At 38.3% G+C, this 3,762-nt stretch carries 4 protein-coding genes; 1 reads left to right on the forward strand and 3 read right to left on the reverse strand.

Features of this window, described 5'->3' with window-relative positions; genetic code table 11:
• Nucleotides 1-237: 237 nt before the first annotated feature.
• Genes ACYQ2O_RS10990 through ACYQ2O_RS11000 form a run of 3 tightly spaced genes read right to left on the reverse strand, consistent with a single transcriptional unit; the run spans nt 238 to nt 2,294 of the window.
• Nucleotides 238-489 (reverse strand): hypothetical protein, encoded by a 252-nt coding sequence (locus ACYQ2O_RS10990; RefSeq protein WP_459768583.1) that lies wholly within the window; start codon nt 487-489, stop codon nt 238-240.
• A gap of 19 nt (nt 490-508) precedes the next feature.
• The gene (locus ACYQ2O_RS10995) at nt 509-1,381 is read right to left on the reverse strand and encodes an SDR family oxidoreductase (protein ID WP_459768585.1); all 873 of its coding nucleotides are present in this window, start codon (nt 1,379-1,381) and stop codon (nt 509-511) included.
• Between the two features lie 22 nt (nt 1,382-1,403).
• Nucleotides 1,404-2,294, reverse strand: a complete 891-nt coding sequence (locus ACYQ2O_RS11000) for a general stress protein (protein WP_459768586.1) — start codon at nt 2,292-2,294, stop codon at nt 1,404-1,406.
• A 358-nt stretch (nt 2,295-2,652) separates the two neighbouring features.
• On the opposite strand from ACYQ2O_RS11000, the gene ACYQ2O_RS11005 reads away from it, so the two are divergent.
• Entirely contained in the window at nt 2,653-3,420 is a 768-nt protein-coding gene (locus ACYQ2O_RS11005) for a helix-turn-helix transcriptional regulator (RefSeq protein ID WP_459768588.1), read from the forward strand.
• Nucleotides 3,421-3,762: the final 342 nt, after the last annotated feature.

A 3,762-nucleotide genomic window follows, 5' to 3' on the forward strand; every position in this document is an offset into this window, starting at 1 on the left:
TTCTGATATAATTTGATTCATAAGAAGACCTCTTTCTCTAGCGTTGTCGTTATCTCTAGATTAAGGGTCTTCTTTCTTTTTGTCTAGGTCGAATTTCCCCTCTTCCGACATTAATTTTACACATAGCAGCTCGTAGTCAGGATTTGTAAATTTCAGTTCGTCCTCTTTGCCAGCCAGTCCTGAATTCTGCAAAAAAAGCTAGAACATTCCCAACTGGAGTATCCTAGCTTAAGGCTATTAAACAGTATCGTCTTCACTTTCAGTATCTGGATTAGGGTTTAAATCCAGCTCCACTTCGTTTCCGGGAGACTCTCCTTTGGCTTTTCTGTCCACTTCTTCTTCTGACAGTTTGTCTCTCAAGGGACGATCTTTGATGTAGCCAAGAGGAGCTGAAGTATCAGGAGAAACGACCTGATTATATGCGGGGTCGTCTCCACCATTATTTCTTTCATTATGGTTAGGTCTTTTTAATTCATTATCTTTTGACATACTATCATCCTTTACTTTGTCATCCGTTCACTATCACTCCACCGTTTACATGAATCGTCTGTCCTGTAACATAGCTGGAATCATCGGAAGCGAGGTAAACATAGGCAGGAGCAAGTTCATACGCTTCTCCGGGTCTACCAAGTGCGCCGTCCTTTCCAAACTCTTCCAGAGCCTCTTCTGGGAATGTTGACGGTATTAGCGGAGTCCAGATCGGTCCTGGAGCGACAGAATTGACTCTGATTTTCTTATCAAGTATCTCCTGGTTTTGTGCCAAAGAACGAGTAAATGAAACTCGGGCCCCGTTTGTTCCAGAATAGTCCATAAGTGTGGGATTACCTTTGTAAGCTGTGATTGAAGAAATGTTAATGATCGAAGCGCCTTCTGACAAATGATTCAATGCTGCTTTCACAAAATAGAACATACTGAATATATTTGTTCTGTAGGTCCGATCGATCTGTTCCGCCTTGATATCAGTAATGCTAGCCTGATATCTCTGTTCACCAGCATGGTTCACCAGTACGTCAATAGTTCCCCACTTATCAGTGAGACTGCTGATCACTTCATCAGCAAATGATTCGTCACCAACATCACCTTTAAACACGAGAACTTCTGCTCCAATTTCTTTCAGTCGATTTTCAGTACGGGTGGCGTCTTCATCAGATGAGTGATAGGTGAACGCAACATTTGCACCTTCTTTAGCAAATAGAATTGCTGTAGCTGCTCCAATTCCAGAATCTCCACCCGTAATTAGAGTAACTTTTCCTTCAAGTTTACCTGCAGCTTTGTAGGTGTCTGATTCTATGACAGGTTTTCGATCCATATTCTTGGACTCATCAACCATGAAATAATCTTTTTTCGGCTTCTGTGTTTTTACTTTGTCCTGTTCTCCCAATATATCTCGCTCCTTGAATGATTTAATTTTCGGATTTCATCCCAGCATCTTCTGAGTCTTCCGGATAATTGGCATCTGATTCAGGTGCATCTGATTTTTCTGAGGGATCTTTTTCCTGTTTACCTTCAGTGTTCAAAGGACTCTTAGGCACAGGTTTGACAACCCCTTTTGCCAAGTCGTTGCCGTATCCATGTACAGATTCTTCAATTTCTACTGTTTCTTCTTCTCCTGTCAGATCCGGATCTTCTTCTTTGTTCTGTTTCAGATCTTCACCACTGTGCTCTTCGTCAGAAAATGATTGAGGTGTTTGAACTTCTTCTTTACGCGTGTGTTCAACCTGACTCGGATCAATGGAATTTGTCATTGACTCCTCATCTGTTTCAGATGTTTCAATATCTTTAGGTTCCTTATCCTGACTTTTGTCATCTTTTATCGCTGATTCTTCTTCAGAATTGACCTCATCTAATGGTGCATCTCTTTTTTCTTTATCTGTCATGTCATTTCTCTCCTCTTTTACTATATCTTCATTTACTTCTGATAACTCTATTGTTCGTGGTGCATCACTGTTGGCCAGAAGTATGATTTCCCCTTCTTGCAATGCATCCATGTAATGTTCAGCTCGATCATGAGGAACACCGTAATCCTCAAGAATTGAGTGAGAAGCTTCACTGTCATAAGAACCAAAAGAGAAGGTTTCTTTAATCTTCTCCCAGACGTTACCATCGCTTTCTTCGACAGTGACTTGATCGACTTGAACATTCTTCAAGCTGTTAAGCCTCGCGTCGTACGAATTGTGCCTGTCCATAACCAAAGTAAGCTCATCGGAAGAATAACCTTCCTCACTGATCAGGCGATTAACCTCTTTAATTGTGTCTTCTTCATCCGAAAATGTTCCCAAGATGTGACGATCCATTTCATCACCCTTTCGTCATTAATTTCGTCATATTTTATTCACTTATTTACATGTTTAATGTTATCATTGACTTAATAACTTGTAAAAGAATACGCTTTTCAGTGAGTTTCTGATAAATAAAATTTAATAATGTATATTTATTATAATATGCACATTTTAATAATGAGTCAGTATCATAAAATAATAATTCTAATATAGTATTTTACTGCTAAAAAAATTAATATTTTACCCTTTTTCAAAAAAAAGTCTCAAAAAACAGCCGTTTTTTATGCAATTATTGTTTGTTTTCTTCAGTGTTATGGTATATTTAACATGGGAGATGTTATCGATTATAGCAATTGGGAAAGGATTAGATCTTATGAAGAGTCATGAGAAAAAAGAAGTCTTGAAGAAAGAACGGATTAACAAACTCAAGGAGCTCACAAGTGAATCAATGAATTACCGATATTTAATCCAGGATCAATTGTCAGATGCCATAACAGCCGGTAATAGCCAACTACTTGAAAAAACACTTGATTTGATCGATGTAGAGAAAGTACTGGAATATCTGGATCAGACCAGTGACTATGACCTCATTCATCGGTTTAAAAGTCATCTTGTCACTGTCAATACGTATGCTCGTATCGCTGCTAAAAACGGTGGGGTGTTGCCCCTTTACTTACATCTGATTTTTGAGCGGTTTTCAATGATTATCAACGACGCTGATTCAATTGATTATCTAGTTGAACATGTTTATTTCCAGATTTTCAGAGAATACTGCCACGCAGTCATTCACTTCTCTACATCTAGTTATTCTACGGTCCTGAAAGAGATTGTCAGTTATATTACTGAAAATTTGACAGGCGAACTGACGTTGACAAATATTGCTTCGATTTATGGGATGCATCCAGTTCATCTTGCACGTAAATTTAAGCAAGAGACGGGAAATACATTTATCGGCTATGTTAACCAGCAGCGTGTTTATCTGGCAAAATATTACTTCCATTTAGGAGAACATCAGTTAAGTGAAGTTGCAAACTTGGCTGGCTTCAACAGTCACTCCTATTTCACAAAAGTATTCAAAAAAATTACAGGTCAGACCCCTACTAAGTATTTGAAGGAATTGCCTGACAGAGAAAAAATTTAATATTAGATTCAAAAAGGGGCTGGGAAAAAACTCCCCTAAAATGAATACATCCCTCGACCGATTTTGAGAAAAAAATGGTCGAGGGATGTTTCTTTTTTAAAGACAAAATGAGCCCCACCGGCTATAATTGAAGTACCAACAGAAATTATAGGAGGGGCTCACTTTGTATCAAAATTATACCACAATGGAAACTGCTTTAACACTACAATTAGACTTCAGTATGTGTCAAGACTTTGGCGGAAACTTTTTTTCTAGAGATGGTAACTCTTCAATTTTAATATTAAAATGGCTCATTCTGTGTGTTTCATTACCCAAACATTTTCTTCAGTTGTCCCATTGGAC

Source organism: Alkalibacterium sp. m-11 (assembly GCF_054658155.1).

What these genes read in the sequence shown, in the direction of transcription:
- ACYQ2O_RS11000 (WP_459768586.1), bottom strand. Translation starts at nt 2,294, where the DNA reads ATGGATCGTCACATCTTGGGAACATTTTCGGATGAAGAAGACACAATT.
- ACYQ2O_RS11005 (WP_459768588.1), top strand. Translation starts at nt 2,653, where the DNA reads ATGAAGAGTCATGAGAAAAAAGAAGTCTTGAAGAAAGAACGGATTAAC.
- ACYQ2O_RS10990 (WP_459768583.1), bottom strand. Translation starts at nt 489, where the DNA reads ATGTCAAAAGATAATGAATTAAAAAGACCTAACCATAATGAAAGAAAT.